Annotated in this window: 13 protein-coding genes; 12 read left to right on the top strand and 1 reads right to left on the bottom strand. The window is 49.5% G+C overall.

Annotated features, from left to right (window positions below):
- The first annotated feature begins 6 nt into the window (after positions 1-6).
- The 11 genes from DFR42_RS28105 to DFR42_RS28055 all read left to right on the top strand — a co-directional run bounded on the left by DFR42_RS28105 (position 7) and on the right by DFR42_RS28055 (position 12,619).
- A complete protein-coding gene (locus DFR42_RS28105) occupies positions 7-2,562 on the top strand; it encodes a DUF4214 domain-containing protein (protein WP_110258396.1) in 2,556 nt (851 codons plus the stop codon).
- A 207-nt stretch (positions 2,563-2,769) separates the two neighbouring features.
- Positions 2,770-3,942 (top strand): serine hydrolase domain-containing protein, encoded by a 1,173-nt coding sequence (locus DFR42_RS28100; RefSeq protein ID WP_110258395.1) that lies wholly within the window; start codon positions 2,770-2,772, stop codon positions 3,940-3,942.
- Positions 3,943-4,033: 91 nt separating this feature from the next.
- Complete coding sequence (locus tag DFR42_RS29425) at positions 4,034-4,204, top strand: hypothetical protein (RefSeq protein WP_170133728.1); 171 nt, start codon at positions 4,034-4,036, stop codon at positions 4,202-4,204.
- A 98-nt stretch (positions 4,205-4,302) separates the two neighbouring features.
- The gene (locus tag DFR42_RS28090; RefSeq protein WP_110258393.1) at positions 4,303-5,550 is read left to right on the top strand and encodes an amino acid--tRNA ligase-related protein; all 1,248 of its coding nucleotides are present in this window, start codon (positions 4,303-4,305) and stop codon (positions 5,548-5,550) included.
- A gap of 274 nt (positions 5,551-5,824) precedes the next feature.
- Positions 5,825-7,147: an energy transducer TonB gene (locus DFR42_RS28085; RefSeq protein WP_110258392.1), complete on the top strand. Its 1,323-nt coding sequence runs from the start codon at positions 5,825-5,827 to the stop codon at positions 7,145-7,147.
- A 140-nt stretch (positions 7,148-7,287) separates the two neighbouring features.
- Positions 7,288-8,247 carry a hypothetical protein gene (locus tag DFR42_RS28080; protein WP_170133727.1) on the top strand — a complete coding sequence of 320 codons (960 nt, stop codon included), beginning with the start codon at positions 7,288-7,290 and terminating at the stop codon, positions 8,245-8,247.
- A gap of 340 nt (positions 8,248-8,587) precedes the next feature.
- Complete coding sequence (locus DFR42_RS28075; RefSeq protein WP_110258390.1) at positions 8,588-9,460, top strand: ATP-binding cassette domain-containing protein; 873 nt, start codon at positions 8,588-8,590, stop codon at positions 9,458-9,460.
- Positions 9,457-10,275, top strand: a complete 819-nt coding sequence (locus DFR42_RS28070) for a hypothetical protein (protein WP_110258389.1) — start codon at positions 9,457-9,459, stop codon at positions 10,273-10,275. The genes DFR42_RS28075 and DFR42_RS28070 overlap by 4 nt, the downstream gene beginning before the upstream one ends.
- Positions 10,272-11,024 carry a hypothetical protein gene (locus DFR42_RS28065; protein ID WP_110258388.1) on the top strand — a complete coding sequence of 251 codons (753 nt, stop codon included), beginning with the start codon at positions 10,272-10,274 and terminating at the stop codon, positions 11,022-11,024. Before DFR42_RS28070 ends, DFR42_RS28065 begins: the two co-directional genes overlap by 4 nt.
- A gap of 33 nt (positions 11,025-11,057) precedes the next feature.
- Positions 11,058-11,870 (top strand): hypothetical protein, encoded by an 813-nt coding sequence (locus DFR42_RS28060; protein ID WP_110258387.1) that lies wholly within the window; start codon positions 11,058-11,060, stop codon positions 11,868-11,870.
- Positions 11,867-12,619 carry a hypothetical protein gene (locus tag DFR42_RS28055; RefSeq protein WP_110258386.1) on the top strand — a complete coding sequence of 251 codons (753 nt, stop codon included), beginning with the start codon at positions 11,867-11,869 and terminating at the stop codon, positions 12,617-12,619. The genes DFR42_RS28060 and DFR42_RS28055 overlap by 4 nt, the downstream gene beginning before the upstream one ends.
- 65 nt (positions 12,620-12,684) lie before the next feature.
- Here DFR42_RS28055 and DFR42_RS28050 read toward each other — a convergent pair whose 3' ends face one another.
- Entirely contained in the window at positions 12,685-14,019 is a 1,335-nt protein-coding gene (locus DFR42_RS28050) for an aminotransferase-like domain-containing protein (protein WP_110258385.1), read from the bottom strand.
- 93 nt (positions 14,020-14,112) lie between these two features.
- Between DFR42_RS28050 and DFR42_RS28045 the strand changes: the two genes are divergently transcribed.
- The gene (locus DFR42_RS28045) at positions 14,113-14,709 is read left to right on the top strand and encodes a DJ-1/PfpI family protein (RefSeq protein WP_110258384.1); all 597 of its coding nucleotides are present in this window, start codon (positions 14,113-14,115) and stop codon (positions 14,707-14,709) included.
- The last annotated feature ends 155 nt before the right edge of the window (positions 14,710-14,864 follow it).

Raw genomic sequence — 14,864 nt, 5'->3', positions numbered from 1 at the left:
ATACGAATGCAATTTGAAGGACTGGCGATGAAACGAATCAAACACATGTTTGTAGTAGCAAGCGTTGCGATACTTCTGGTCGCTTGCAACGGTAGTCCAGCCCCAGGTGAAGCTAAACTCCCCCAGCCTGTGGCGTCCAGCCAAAGCTACCAGGCTTTGCCGTTGAGCTCAGCCAGCATTGCTGGCATTCGCTCAAATTACACCATTGTTAAAACGGATACTGGTTATATCATCACTGATGTGACAGGTGTCACCGCACCAAAGACTATTGGGAAAGTGAATCAAATCGTTTTTAGTGATATCACAGTCAATCTTAATGTTGGTGCGAACTCTCAAACAATTCCAGCGGCTGATCTTCAATCCATCGTTGAACTCTATATTGCCTATTTCAATCGCTTGCCAGACGCTGACGGCCTAAACTATTGGATTGACCAGTTCAAAGCGGGACAATCAATTAATACCATTGCTGATAATTTTTATCTTGCAGCCCAACAGTACCCAACGTTAACAGGCTATTCCTCGAATTTGACGCTGGATCAGTTCATCACGATAGTTTATGCAAACGTATTGGGCAGGACTGGTGCGACTGCACCAAATGCAGCTGAACTCGAATACTGGCGCAATGACATACTTTCAGGACGTCAAACACACGGTACAGTAGTCAGATCAATTTTGGTTTCGGCGCATTTGCTTAAAGGAGATGTCACTTGGGGGTGGGTAGCTGACTTACTGGATAAAAAATTAGCCTTAGCTAATTTCTTCGCGATTCAGCAAGGGCTGAACTACAACTCACCACAAGAATCTATTACCAAGACGATGGCGATGGTGAATGCTATTACACCTACTTCAACGGCCGGTGCGCTTGCACTGCTGGGAAATGTTGACTGGGCATTTGTTGAAGTGGCAGTTACTCCGACAATAACCGCGCCCGGCACGGGAGGGGGGACTACAACGACTTCTCAACCGGGCATCCCAAGTGAATGCCTGACTCAGCCGACTGTATCTCATGTAGGTCCATTTCGCACCTACCCAGGCGATTGCATCGTGAGCTATAAACTGACAACAAATGAGTTTAATGCGTTATCAAATTTCGATCGCGGCAATGAAGCATTGTCTACTCCAGTATATGCACTTCAAGATAAAATTACCAACTATGTAAAAGGGCATTTCAAAGACAATTTCGATACTATTTTTTACATCTGGGATTTCGAACCAAAACCGACCAACGCACCTTATGGATTCTATAGCCGGAAAAATTCTTGCGCCCAGACACAATGTTCAAAATTTTTGGGAACGATGACAATTCCGTTTTGGAACGATGGAATTCGTAATGGACCATTGCTACATGAAATTTTTCATCAATTTGGAAATTACGCACTTCCTACCACCGATGCATATCATTGGGGCTTTTCGTCAGTAGGCGGCCAATTAGGTGGATGGAATAGCAGTCGTTTTAGTTCGCTTGGAGGCAATCAATACCATGCAGCTGCAACTTTACCGTTTTATCCTGGCACGTCGCAATCGACAATTGATTCAGTCTCTGCCCAATTAAACGCATTCTCTGAATATACAAGCGGGGGCAATAGCGTTCCTTATGCGCCGCTTGAGTTATATAGTATGGGCTTGATAGCCAGTTCTGAAGTTCCTGATGTTTTGATTGCACAATCACCTGCATGGATAGATCGAAGCAAAGGAAATTTTTTGGCGACTGGATTCACGAAATATACTGCCGAGGAATATGGCAATTTAATGGTTGCGGCAGGAGAAGTGAAACCGGATATGGCTAAAGCGCGGCGCAGTTTCCGTACTTTAACAATAGTATTGACAGACAAAGATACGCTTCAAAAGACAACAAGTGATTTAATAACTTCCAGCATCAGTCAATTTACAAAGCCTGCTTTTGCCGATGAATTCTGGGCAAAAAGTGGTGTAAATTTGATACACAATTTCTGGATGGCAACTGGAGGACGCGCCACTTACCAGGCGAATCATGTTACTGATTTTAGAAGACTTGAGCGTCCAAATTGTCAATTAAATGCTTCAGCAATCGTGGTTCCGCCAGGTGGAGTAGTGCAGATAACAGCTGATTGTGCTCCTGCCGCAACCGGATTTTTATGGAGTACCGGGAGTACATCACAATCGTTGACAGTAAACCCGATTGTGACGACAAAGTATTCTTTTGTTGGTTCAAACTTATATGGGGCAAGCGATGCCGCAGTTGTGACGGTTCAAGTTGAGCCCGGATACATCACGCCACCAAGTGGTTTTACATCGCAAGGCGGATTACTTTGGACGCCAATTTCAACGCAGCTGCTGACATACGATGGGGCATTAAGCGCCTGCACTACAACAACGTTTAATGGTCAAACTGGCTGGCGACTGCCTACCCAGCTGGAATTGTCTGGAGTCATTGGCTCAGGGAGATTAGCGGATTCGCCAAACTACGCTTGGACATCAAGCGTGGTTTCTGGCTCTTCTGGTCACTATATCCTTGGCTTAAGAAAGGGTGATGCCTACGCGAGTGGAGGGCCAAACACCGCAGCATTTATTTGCGTTCGATAGTCGGAATGCGGCCAAAAACTGGTGGGATTTATACATTCTATAAAAACAGGGATTGTTTGTCTGTGGACATGCAAACAAAAACCCGGCTCAGGGCCACTTTTAGTAACAGGTATTTTTACGTGACTGATTTTCAGCTGTAATTTCATCTGTGATTTTGTCTATATTTCTATCGTCTGTATTTTTATCTATTAATGATCAAGGAAGATAATGCGTCTGCCATATGCCCTGTCTGTCATGTTGAGTTTACTGCTGTCATCCCATGTCGCTGCGCAAGCAGGTTCTGCTGCCGCACCTGCGATACCGGACAAAAATGCGGCGCTGTCTCCTGCGCTTGAAGCTGCATTGAAGGATAAGCTGCAAGCGATGTTTGTCATGGCTTGCAGCAAGGATGAGTTTTCTGGTGTGTATGTCGTTGCCAGGGGCAATCATGTCATCAGCGAAGCAGCTTGTGGTGAGGCCAGCAAGCGTTATCATGTGGCGAATACGATGGATACCATATTCAATGTCGCCTCGGTCGGCAAGATGTTTACGGCGGTTGCCATAGGCCAGCTGGCGGATGCGGGGCGTTTGTCGTATGCAGACCCGGTCAGCAAATATGTGGATGCCAGCTGGTTGTCACCTGAGGTGGCAAAGAAAATCACCATAGGCCAGTTGCTGGCGCACACATCCGGGCTGGGCAATATTTTTACCGACAAGTTTCTCAACGGTCCGTATATGCAGATGGCCACCATGCGCAACCTGGCTGACTACAAGCCTTTTACACGCGATGCGACACTGGAGTTTGCGCCTGGCAGCAATTATTTGTACAGCAATATGGGGATGTTTTTTCTGGGTGTCATCATAGAAAAAGTCTCGGGACAAGATTATTTTGACTATGTACGCCAGCATGTGTTTCTGGCGACAGGCATGAATAGTACCGATAACTATATCAGGGATGAGGGGACAGAAAACCTCGCCACCGGCTACATCAGCCCGCGAGGCGGGGCAGCCAGCAGGAAAGAAAACACCGTCCTGATACCAGTGCGCGGCGGCCCCTATGGCATAGGCTATTCAAGTGCGCATGACCTGCTGCGTTTTGCCGATGCACTGCAGGCAGGCAAGTTGCTCAAGCCAGCAACACGCCAGTTATTCTGGCAAGACCACACCGCAGGCCGTGCAGACAAGGGCAGCTATGGGTATGGCTTTGAAATACGCTCTGGCAAGCTGGGTAAAGTCGCAGGCCACAGCGGGGGTTTTCCCGGCATTTACAGCAATCTTGAGATGTATCTCGATGCAGGTTATACCGTGGTCGTGCTGTCGAATTATGACGCTGGCACGCTGCCGCTGGCGGGGCGAATTGCGACGGTGCTGGAAGGTGTGTCGGGACAGGTCGCGCAGTAAATCAGCAAGGGCTATTGACAGCCTGGATCATCTTGAGATAGCCTAGTTGCTCAGTCTCATGCAGACACCCATCCAATTTTTGACAACAATCATGCAAACTACTTTGTATCCACGCATAGCAAGTACGCCGGGGCCGCGCTCCCTGCGTAGCTACGCCTGCGCGAGCAGTGGTTTGCTGCTTGCCCGCATTAATAATAATGATTCCAACTCGAACTCGGGCTGGGGTCGTTTTGCTATATCTGCGCAGTATCAGATCAAATAGCGAAAACCACGATTCAAAAAAGCCCGGAGATTCCGGGCTTTTTCATTTCCGGAATCCGAAGGCGGCATTTTTATCAACCCGCAATCAAGGAGAAGGACATGTTTACATTCGAGGAAATCGCAGTACAGGCAGGAAAGAAAATAAGAGTGGAAGCTTTCGTGGCCGCCACCCGCATACAGAGCAAAATGGCATTCGTCATTTTGCAATCTGGTGCGAGCAAAGTGCAAGTCGTGGCCACTGGCGCAGCGCGTGAGCAGGCGAAGGCCTTGATGCATCAGGCCTATGCTGCAGTCGAAGGTGTCGTAGTCGCAGCGGCGCAGGCACCTGGTGGCTTTGAGATACAGGCAGAGTCTATCGAATTGCTGTCACCGACGGTGCAGTGGCCAATATCTGCCGATAGTGAAATCGGGACTAAGCTGGCATGGCCGGCGGCACGTTTTCGTGAGCGCAAAGAGGCCCTGGCGCTGATAGTGCAGAGCGAAATTGAAATGGAAATGACCAGCTATCTGAGGAGACTGGGCTTCATAGGCATACACTCACCCAAGCTCATGGGCGCGCCATCTGAGTCAGGGGCTGAGGTGTTTGAAGTGAAGTACTTTGGCGAACGGGCTTATCTGGCCCAGTCACCGCAGATATACAAGCAAATTGCCATCATGGCTGGCCTGGGCAAGATTTATGAAGTTGGGCCTGTGTTCAGGGCAGAACCCAGTTTTTCTTCCCGCCACGCGACGGAGTTTATCTCCTTCGACGTTGAGCTGGAAGGGGTGAAAAGCGAAGTCGAGATCATAGAACTCGAATGTGCCATGATCACCACCGCCTTGCAGCAGGTGCTTGTCAGGATGGGGCCAGAGCTGATATCGCACTATCCCAAAGCGACGGTCCCCGGCCCCTGCCTCATACTTGAATTTGCAGAAGCACAGGCTTTGCTGGGTGTATCCGGTGACGATTCACTCAGCGCCGAGGAAGAGCGAAAACTGGGTGCGATGATGCGGGAGCAAGGCCATGAACTGGTGGCGCTGACCCGTGTACCGTGGAAGCAAAGACCGTTTTACCATATGCGCGAAGGTCGGAGCCTGACCCGGAGTTTTGAGTTGCTATATCGTGGCGTTGAAATTACCACGGGCGCCATACGCGAACACAGATACGGCATCCTGATGCAGCAGCTTGCTGAAAAAGGTTTGACAGGAAAAGGTCTGGAGTTTTATCTGGAGTCATTCAAACTGGCAGCACCTCCGCATGGTGGATTTGGCCTGGGCCTGGCGCGTTTGACGGCCTTGTTCCTGGGCTTGCCGGGTATTAAAGAGGCGACGTTTATCCATAGAGGGCCGGGCCGTTTGTCGCCGTGAATGCAGATCGCTTGCGCTTTAAGGGCTTGATTCTATGCGGGCAGGTGAACTGCGTGGGCAACCATGAGACGAGAGTTTGAATCTGTGAGCTTGTCCCTTCGCCGCCCGTTTCTGAATAGTTTTTACTCTCTTTTCAGGACTGTTTGACACTCTAAAGATGTTAAGATAAAAGCCATTTTAATTTTTGCAATTCAAAAAATAAGGCCATACACAGGCTCTGCTTATCATGCATGCAGGGCTGTAAGCGTTTCCTTCTTTTAAGAACATTACCGATATGATGAAGAATTTTTCTCTTGTGCCCGTCCTGACCCTGCTACTGTCAAATGCTACCTATGCTGATACGGCTGGCAATGTCAATGAACTGATCTCGACGGCGGCGAAGGAGTACTCTCGCATTCCACCGCATTTTGAGAACAGTCTGTCACTGAACCAGCAGGCTCTGGTCATTGCGGATAAGGTGCAAACTACTTCCCCTCTGTTATTGTTCAGGGTTCTCACCCAAAAAATGGAATTGCTTATCAAATCCAGTCAGCTTGACCAGGCACAAAAAGTTTGCTCACAGATATTTGCTTTGAGAGAGATACATCCACAACTGACAGGGCCTTCTTATGCCAATTTTTTGCACGTCTATGCAGAACTGCTCTTGTTGCAGGGCAAGCTTGCTGAAGCAGAGCGAGCCTCACTTCAGGCGATTGAGATTTTTGGAAAAAACGGCGGCAGTATAAAGGCAACTCGCCTGGATGAAGAATTTGCCTTCCTTGGCAAGGTGTATGTGCGTCAAAGAGAATGGGATAAAGCCGAGAATTATTTGAGGTTGGCCGTTTATCTTAACAAGGTAAAGCGAGAATTTGGGCTGGACAATTCATACAAGAAAAACGCAGTGCTTGACCTGATCAAGGTCTATCAAGAGACGAAACGTGATGATCTGGCAAAGCAGGTGGAAGTGGATATGAAAGAGGTATTGAACCCGCCGAATACCGTATGGCAGATGGTGCTCAACCAAAAATACAAAGCGCCTGAGCTGGTCAAAGAGAGTTGCAAGAACCCGCCTTTCCCGCCTGAAACTTCCCGATACGCGATGGAGGGTTCAATGAGCCTGAAATTCCTGATCGCAGAAGATGGCGAGGTGGTCGGCAAATATGCATCCATGAGCAGTGACTGGAAGCGGCTGGATGATATGGCACTCTATGCCATAGCCCAATGCAAATTTAATGTGGGAACCTATGAAGGCCGCCCCGTTACGGGATGGGCGTATTACAACTATGACTGGAAGGCCAATCCTGGTGGTAAGCCCTATCCCAAGCCAGAGTTAATCGAATCCAGCTATCAATCCGACATTTTTGACATGGAATTCACTACTGCCAAACCTCAGGATAATGAAATCAACTTCAAGATCGATGTTGATGGTAAGCCCTATGGTTTCAGTGGTGGGAATTTTAAAAATGAGGGAAACTTGTACGGTGAACTGGTCGACATACTCGAAAAATGCAGGTTCAAACCAACAGTCATTGATGGCGAGACCAGGGGTAACAGGGCAAGCGTGCGTTTTGTCCGCAAGCAGCTTGCCGACAAGAATAAAGTCAGTTTGTCGCAGTAGCATCCACCCTGCTATTGATCTGCCCATCGCAAAGTATGCCATCCGCAGGAGCATGCATAGCTTTTAAAATGTTTGTTGAAAAAGATGGCGGCGTGAGATGAATTATTGCAATTATGTAATGTTATAATTAATTCCATTCTTTGATCTTCTTGCGTTTTCAGGGGCTCATCGGCTGCCATTATTGCGTCATGTTAGGTTGGGCTATGCGAATGCCAAACCATCAATTTTTCAGGGAAGATATGAACTTGCTTAAACCTTTGCTGACTTTCATCGCGGCTGCGTCATTTGTTGTTGCTGCCGGTTTTTCTGCTCCCGCTACTGCGCAGACGCAAGAGGTGCCTACGACGGAATCTATTTTTGAGAGTGAGCTGCAGCAGCGCGGGATTCCATTCAGCAAGCTTGAACCTTATCTTTATGATGTGCGCATCAAGCGCAATACCGTAAGAGTATCGCTAAGTAATATCCACAAAACTTTTGCCAGGGATGGCAATGCAGAGAGTGTAAAGCAATTCGTTGCCAGTATCGTGCGCCCTGCCTTTGTGTTGTCCACTGACTGGGACAAGGTAAAAGAACATATTTTTGTCAATGTCATGGCGATGGAAACCAAGGGGGTGAACAGTGCGATGGTTAAAAGATTGAGTCGGCATGCCGTCGGCGTGATTGCTTACTACGATCAGATAACAAACATGGTACATATACTGTCGGCAGGTGAAATCAAGAGTTTGAATGTGCCAGCGGAAATCATATGGAAAACGGCGATAGAAAACTTGGAAAAAATTGCAAAGTCGATCAACATCAATTTTTCTGAAGTCAATGGACAAAAGCTCGGTATCATAGAGACACGAAGCGTTAACAAGGCCTCGCTGATCTTGACGCAAGAATTAAAATCCAAAGTGGAGAAAGAACTGGGTTGGCCTGTCTATGCAGTTGCACCGGCAAATGATTTTGTTTATCTTTTTTCCAAAAAGAGTGATTTGATGAATTTGTTGTCTGGCACAGTTGTCAAAGAATATCAGCAAGCAGCCAATCCAATTTCTACAGAAGTTTGGGAGTTGTCTGACAATAAGCAATTAGCATTCAAAGCATTTGCCCTGAGATAGTTGTTGCTGCGTGATGTCTTGCAGTCCGGGTAGGTATGATTAGCATCTCGTAATGGTACACATGTCACCGCCCATACCGAAAATTAAACTGAGCTCTTGCCGCATATTACATACATCAGTATTTTATTTCCCGATGAGCATGTCTGCGTATGTCTGCTTTCAGCCTCACACTTGGCGTGAATGGTAATAAACTTCGGTTTTCCTTGCGTGGGTCTAGCGCTCACGAGAGTGCTGATAAAAATGATGGTGGACAGGCTTTCAAGGGTTTTTCGGTCAGCCCGTCTGCGCGAAACCACGTACCTGATTTCTTGATGTTTCCCCACATATCTATAGAAAATTGATGATCAAAGTCACAGAACTACAATTTGAATATGGACGCAAGAGCGTCTATGAGAATTTCTCGCTGCATCTGACGCAGCCAGGCGTGTATGGCTTGTTTGGCCGTAATGGCAGCGGCAAGTCGACACTGTTGAAGGTGCTGGCGGGTTTGCTGTTCCCGCATAAGGGCGTGGTGGATGTACTGGGTTACCGGCCTGCGGCGCGCTTGCCTGCATTCCTCGAACAAGTGTATGTCGTGCCAGAAGAATTTCATCTTCCTGATATCAGCCTGGCGGTGCTGTATAAAACCCATGCACCATTTTATCCACGCTTTTCTGGCAATGATTTTCTGGCCTATACCGAGATTTTTGAAATCCCGCGTGACAAGGGTTTTGCGGCCATGAGCCTGGGGCAAAAGAAAAAAGCGGTGATCGCTTTTGCCCTGGCAACTCACACACCCTTATTGCTCATGGATGAGCCTACCAATGGTCTGGACATACTCGGTCGTTCACAATTCAAAAAGATATTGAGCGGCAAAGAACATGCAGACCGCGTGGTCATCATCAGCACTCATCAGGCGCATGATCTGGAAAGCCTGATGAACCATGTCTTGTTTGTTGACGACGGCAAACTTGCCTTGTCTGCCAGCATGGACACCCTGCAAAGCAGCCTGCACCTGGGCGTGACTGATAAAGAAGCAGATACTGAAGGAGCTATTTATCGCGAGTCTCTGGGCAATCAATGGGCTTATGTAGCGCGCAATAGCAGTGCAGAGCAAGGCACGGTCAGTCTTGAATTGCTGTACAAGGCATTGAGCATGAATAAGCAGGGGGTACTCGATGCGGTGGCCAGTGCCCGGCTTGAACCGGTAAACAATGTTGAGCAATCATCATGAACAATTTTTTTAATCCCATCCGTTTTGGCCGCTTGCTGCGCGCGCACTGGGCCGAGAAGCGGCGCGAGTATGCCTGGTTTGTTGCCGTGCTGGTGATGCTGGATCTGGTCGCCATGGTGTTTTCTTTTGCAAAGAGTGACAACTCGCCGTTCAATGAATTTCAATTCAGGGGACAAGCCACATGGTATATGACGGGTTTGTTTTTTTCTGCTCTCATCTTCGCTGGACGATATTTCCAGCCCCTGCTTAATCCCGGCACCAGCCTGATCACCCTGATGCGCCCGGCATCGGTCTTTGAAAAATGGCTGATGGCTTTTCTGTTCATCAGCATCTTTTATCCATTGGTATATACGCTGCTGTACACCTTGTTTAATTATCCTGCGGTTCAACTGGCCAAGTCCATGGTGTCTGCCTTGCCAGCCTGTGAAAACTGTACTTATGATTTTCGCTTTTATTTTCCCTTGTTGACGACGGATATAGAAAAGACCGGGGCCTACAATCCAGAAAATTCTTTCAAGTCCCAGGTGTTTTTCTTTTTACTGCTGTCAGCAGCGCAGGCGCATATTGCCGGTGGCACTGCATTTTTTAAACGCTCGCCAGTCTTGCGCACGGTGCTGGGGACATTTCTCTTGTTCTGTATTTCCATGGGACTGGGCTGGGCACCGCAATTGGGTATTTTTGCGACGTATTATGGTGAGGATGCCATACAGCACACTGCGCTTGAATATATCGTCTCAATCGCGATGTGGCTGGGCTTGCCGCTGTTGTTATGGACGGTTTTATTCTTTCATATCAAAGAGCGGGAGCTTGCATGATGGCCCGTTACTTTTCTAAAATCGGTGTCTGGCTTTTCATTGCTACCGTGACCTGGTATCTATCAGGTAATTTCCTTATAGATCATTTGAAGAAAGAAAAAGTTACTTATTATAAAAATAAACATGTCGCTAAGCAGCAGGCAGATATAGGCAATAGTGGCAGGGTGTTGATCAGTGTCCCGGATGGTTACAAGGCCCACTTTGCGCTTATATTTGATCCTGCAATTTCGCAAGTATCGATTAATAATGAGAATTTGCAGGTGGCCACCAGCATGCAGTCTGGTGATGGAGTCCTCAATGTCATCCTGCGCAAAGCTGAGATACCAGTGATAGACCATGACTATTCCAGTAAAACTGAAATCCGCCTGCCATCCACAGTTGGCAAGGTGGAAATTGCCGGTGGCAGCTCTGTTGAGATTTCTGGTCGCTTGCCAGCGCCCGCAGCTGAACTGGTGCTGGAGATTTCGGATTGTCGTGTGCGTACAAGTTTCAAAGAGTTTGTTGTCGGTCGGCTTAAACTTGTGTCGATTTGCAAAGTGCCGTCCAAAGAAAAATGTTGCGCTGCCAGTTTTTATCTTGCTGAGCATATCAGCGTAGAAAAGCTGGAAGTGATACTGCCATACGGTCACCTGGATTTTTCTGCTGAATTGTTACCACAACAAATCCTGCTGAATGTAGGCAATGATGTGACTGTCTCAGCGCGTCGCGCATTTCTTGAGAAGGCGCGTTTTACAGCAGTTGCAAAGTGAGATACATGGCATCCAGATTGAAGCGGTAAAAACATGAACAATTTTTTTAATCCCACCCGTTTTTCCCGTTTGCTGGACGCCCACTGGGCCGAGAAGCGGCGTGAGTATGTCTGGTTTTTTGCTGTGCTGGCGATGCTGGATTTGATCTTTATGGTGATTTTTTTGGGCACTGGTCACCATGCCTTGCTCAGGCAGTTTCAATTATCGGGACAGGTCTTCTGGTATATGCTGGGCCTGCTTTTTTCTGGCCTGATTTTTGCGGGCCGTTATTTCAAATACCAGCTCAATCCAGGTGCAAGCCTGATTGCCCTGATGCGCCCGGCATCGGTCTTTGAAAAATGGCTGATGGCCTTTCTCGTCATCAGCATCTTTTATCCGCTGGCCTATACCTTGTTGTACATGCTGCTGAATTATCCTGCAGTGATGCTGGCGAAGGCGGTAGTGAAGATGAGCAGTTGCGAGACTTGTCTCTATGATTTTCGTTTGTACTTCCCTTTCCTGACCACAGACCTTGTCGTTGATGGAACGGGCAATGCGAGACCGATTTTGAACGAGCAAATGCTGTTCTTCATGACGCTATCTGCAGCACAGGCATTTATTGCAGCGGGCACTGCCTACTTCAAGCGTTCGCCAGTGTTGCGAACTTTGCTGGTGCTGTTTCTGTTATTCGTTCTTTCTATCTGGACAGAAACCTCGCCACAACTAGGCATATTCGCTTCTGTCAGTGATGAGGCTGTGCACTACAGCATGATGGAATACCTGTTGTCACTAGGGCTGTGGCTGGGTGTTCCAGTCTTGCTGTGGGCAGCCTTGTATTTCTTCATCAAAGAACGGGAGATTGCATGACATCCCGCGCCTTACCCAAACTGGGCGTGTGCCTGTTCTTGCTTGCGGTGATCTGGTATTTTGCTGGCAATTCCTTGCTCAAACAGCAGAAGAAGAGCCAGCTTGCGCATATTGTTTCGAGTCATAAAACAGACCAGCAATTTTCTGTCGATGGTGCAGGAAAATTGGTGCTGAAGAAATCAGAGACGAATTTTCGTACCGATGGCATCAGAGTGGTTTTTGATCCTGATGTTTCGCAAGTAACAGTCCACAATGGAAACAATGGCTTGTCGGTAAATGCAGATTTCAGCGACGGTATCGCCACAATTGATCTGGGGCGGGGTGTGATGCCAGCACGATCTGCCTTCGGTGGAATAGAGATTCGCCTGCCCACATCAATCAGCCAACTGGAATTTGCTGGTGTTGAAGGTGTAGAAATCTCAGCTCAGGTACCTTTGCCAGAAATGGATTTGCAATTGTCCATGAAAGAGTGTGCACAGAAAGTCAATGTGCAGAGCCTGAGAGTCAGGCGTCTCAAGCTGGCTTCGGAATGCCAGGGCATGGACAAGAATTATTTGCCCATGTTTGCTTTGGATGGCCCTATCAGGGTAAATACCCTGGAAGTGCAGATGCCCTCTGGTGCCTTGCATGTGACTGAAGACACTGATGCAGAAGCTGCACTGCTCAGACTGGGCAAAAATGTTTTGCTCACGGCGCGTACCCAGTTTTTTGAGAAGGCCCGTTTTCAGGGCCGGCAAAGTAAGTCCTGATACTGGCGCAGTGGATGGAACCGTAGTTGGAACTGTAGTTGCCAGCAGCGCAGTGCCAGCCAGTGTCAGTAGGTGTAACGCGCTATCACTGCCCTCACCTGTTCCAGAGCCTGCTTGAGCACATCCGGTTCAACAGAACCCAGCGCCAGGCGTATGGCATGTGGCACCTGCTCTGTGGTCGCAAACGGTGCCGCGGTCGAGACGGAGATATGTTCGCGCTCCAGTGCCATGGCGATCTGGTCTGCGCGCACTTCTGACTGTAGCGGCAGCCAGATGAAATACGATGCGGGGTGGCTGATGTAGTTGTCGCCTGCGAATATTTCGCCCGCAAGGGCTTGCCTTGCCATGGCATCTTGCCGCTTTTCTTGTTCCAGTCGGCTTACCGTGCCATCTTCCAGCCAGTTGCACACCAGGGCAGTCATCAGCGCGGGGGTATTCCAGGTAGTAGCGCGGATGGCGCGTTCCAGCTTTGCCACCAGCGGCATGGGTGCCACCACAAAGCCCACCCTGAGACCGGTAGAGACGCTCTTGGAAAAGCCGGATACATATACCGTCAATTCCGGCGCCAGCGCCGCCAGCGGTGCTGGTGGCTGCTCTGCCAGAAAGGCATAGGCCGCATCTTCAATGATCAGCAAGCCATGCTGGCGGGCGATGGCCACCAGTTCTTGCCGCCACGTCAGGCTCATCACCAGGCCCAGGGGATTGTGTATGGTGGGCATGGCATACACGGCTTTGACGCGCCTGCTCTGGCATAGCTGTTGCAATGCCTGCAGGTCCGGGCCATGTTGCTGCATGGCGATGGGGACCAGTTCCAGGCCATGCGATTCTGCGGCGACCTTGAAGCCAGGGTAGCTCAAGGCATCCACCGCCACCACATCACCGGGTTTGAACAAAGCCTGCACCGTGACAGCCAGGCCGTGCTGGGCCCCGCTGACCAGCACCAGCTGTTCTGCATCTACCTGCAAGCCGCGGCTGGTAAGGTGGCGTGCTACTGCTGCCCGTTCATGCTGCCGCCCGCCGTGTGGCTGGTAGCGCAGCAAGGCATCGAGATCGCCCGCGCTGGCCAGTTGGCGCAAGCCTGCCCGCAATAGTTCTGCCTGGCCCGGCAGGGAAGGGTAGTTGAAGTTCAAGTCCACCATGTCTGTCGCCGTGGCTTGCTGGTCTATGCCAAGGCTGGGGGAGAGTGCAGTTTCACGTACAAAAGTGCCGCGCCCGGTTTCACCACTGACCAGGCCCATGGTTTCCAGCTCGGCATAGACGCGGCTGGCGGTGACCAGGGCCAGGCCATGCTTTGCCGCCAGCTTGCGATGGGTAGGCAGGCGCGTGCCCGGCGACAAGCGGCCAGCGCGTATCTCGGCGGCAAAGCTGTCGACCAGGCCTTTATAGCGGTTGAGTACCATGAGCAAGCGTATCCATGACAATTATTTGATTGTATTGAATTGTGCTTCTATTATGCCTCATCCTCAATGTCATCAACATGGAAAGGGCAGTAAATGCATATCGCTATTGTCAGCTTTGAAGGTTTTAACGAACTTGATTCACTCATCGCCCTGGGTATCTTGAATCGTATCAAGCTGCCGGGCTGGCGCGTATCGATTGCTGGCCCGTCTGCGCAGATACGGTCCATGAATGGCGTGCTGATGGAGTCACAGATAACACTGCAAGAAGCCTGTACCGCCGATGCCGTCATCGTCGGCAGCGGTTCACGCACACGTGAAGTGGTTGAAGACGCTGCCCTGATGGCACAATTGCAGTTTGACCCAGCACGGCAACTGCTGGCTGCGCAATGCTCAGGCGCACTGATCCTCGCCAGACTGGGTTTGCTGGACAAGGTGCCAGCCTGCACCGACCTGACCACCAAGCCCTGGGTACAGGCAGCAGGTGTCAATGTGCTCAATCAGGCCTTCTACGCCAGCGGCAATATCGCTACTGCAGGTGGCTGCCTGGCATCACAATACCTGGCAGCCTGGGTCATCGCCCGCCTGGTGGATACTGAGGCAGCGGCCAGTGCCATCGATTATGTTGCGCCGGTGGGGGAGAAGGAAGACTATGTGGAGCGGGCGATGAGGAATGTTTTGCCGTATTTGTAGTTTGTGGCTTAGACGGAGAATGCAAATTTCACCACAGAGGCACAGAATTGACAAAGTGACCGTAGATACTGTTATCCCAGTCAAGCGAAATGCAAGCTAGCATCGAATGGTTTTCCGGATTTCAAAACCCCAAAAGCGACATGTATCAACTTTCT

This window comes from Undibacterium pigrum, assembly GCF_003201815.1.
GTDB lineage: Bacteria > Pseudomonadota > Gammaproteobacteria > Burkholderiales > Burkholderiaceae_D > Undibacterium > Undibacterium pigrum.
This window is presented reverse-complemented; position numbering and strand designations above follow the sequence as displayed.

What these genes read in the sequence shown, in the direction of transcription:
- DFR42_RS28100 (WP_110258395.1), top strand. Translation starts at nt 2,770, where the DNA reads ATGCGTCTGCCATATGCCCTGTCTGTCATGTTGAGTTTACTGCTGTCA.
- DFR42_RS28065 (WP_110258388.1), top strand. Translation starts at nt 10,272, where the DNA reads ATGATGGCCCGTTACTTTTCTAAAATCGGTGTCTGGCTTTTCATTGCT.
- DFR42_RS28045 (WP_110258384.1), top strand. Translation starts at nt 14,113, where the DNA reads ATGCATATCGCTATTGTCAGCTTTGAAGGTTTTAACGAACTTGATTCA.
- DFR42_RS28090 (WP_110258393.1), top strand. Translation starts at nt 4,303, where the DNA reads ATGTTTACATTCGAGGAAATCGCAGTACAGGCAGGAAAGAAAATAAGA.
- DFR42_RS28055 (WP_110258386.1), top strand. Translation starts at nt 11,867, where the DNA reads ATGACATCCCGCGCCTTACCCAAACTGGGCGTGTGCCTGTTCTTGCTT.
- DFR42_RS28060 (WP_110258387.1), top strand. Translation starts at nt 11,058, where the DNA reads ATGAACAATTTTTTTAATCCCACCCGTTTTTCCCGTTTGCTGGACGCC.
- DFR42_RS28050 (WP_110258385.1), bottom strand. Translation starts at nt 14,019, where the DNA reads ATGGTACTCAACCGCTATAAAGGCCTGGTCGACAGCTTTGCCGCCGAG.
- DFR42_RS28070 (WP_110258389.1), top strand. Translation starts at nt 9,457, where the DNA reads ATGAACAATTTTTTTAATCCCATCCGTTTTGGCCGCTTGCTGCGCGCG.
- DFR42_RS28085 (WP_110258392.1), top strand. Translation starts at nt 5,825, where the DNA reads ATGATGAAGAATTTTTCTCTTGTGCCCGTCCTGACCCTGCTACTGTCA.
- DFR42_RS29425 (WP_170133728.1), top strand. Translation starts at nt 4,034, where the DNA reads ATGCAAACTACTTTGTATCCACGCATAGCAAGTACGCCGGGGCCGCGC.
- DFR42_RS28105 (WP_110258396.1), top strand. Translation starts at nt 7, where the DNA reads ATGCAATTTGAAGGACTGGCGATGAAACGAATCAAACACATGTTTGTA.
- DFR42_RS28075 (WP_110258390.1), top strand. Translation starts at nt 8,588, where the DNA reads ATGATCAAAGTCACAGAACTACAATTTGAATATGGACGCAAGAGCGTC.